This window comes from Achromobacter sp. F4_2707, assembly GCF_047501535.1.
Classification (GTDB): Bacteria; Pseudomonadota; Gammaproteobacteria; order Burkholderiales; family Burkholderiaceae_B; genus Yanghanlia.
On record NZ_JAZDRJ010000031.1, the window covers coordinates 1 to 448 of the forward strand.

A 448-nucleotide genomic window follows, 5' to 3' on the forward strand; every position below is an offset into this window, starting at 1 on the left:
TGTCCATGCTCGCGCAGAACCCGGTAAAAACTCGATTCGCTGGCCAGGTAAAGCCCCTTGTCGGCCAGACTTGGCACGATCTGTGAAGGCGGCAGGCTTTGGTATTGCGGGCTGTTGCAGGTGGCAAGGATGGCTTGCTTCTCGTCTGCGGTGAGAGCATGGCGGCAAGGCTTGCGCAGGGCCCCTTTGCGCCGGTCAACCAGACTGTCGGCAGCGCGCCAACGGCGCAGCGTCCGGCATGTCAGCCCAAGGACGGCGCAGGCTCTGGATTGACGTGCGCCGGCGGCAGTGGCTTGGTCAATAAGGGTGATGGCCATCTGTTTCATCTCCAGAGGAATCAGTCGTCCTCGTTCGTGCCCCAGATGGCCTGGGCTTTTTTTGATAAGGTCAGCAGCGCCGCCGCTTCAGCCAGCGCTTTCTCCTTTCTGCGAAGCTCCTTTTCCAACGC

1 protein-coding gene is annotated in these 448 nt (G+C 60.9%); it reads right to left on the minus strand.

What is annotated here, in order from left to right; genetic code table 11:
* Positions 1-317 (minus strand): helix-turn-helix domain-containing protein (locus VRY85_RS14885; RefSeq protein ID WP_414599384.1); only part of this gene is annotated, 317 nt, incomplete at its 3' end.
* Between the last annotated feature and the right edge of the window lie 131 nt (positions 318-448).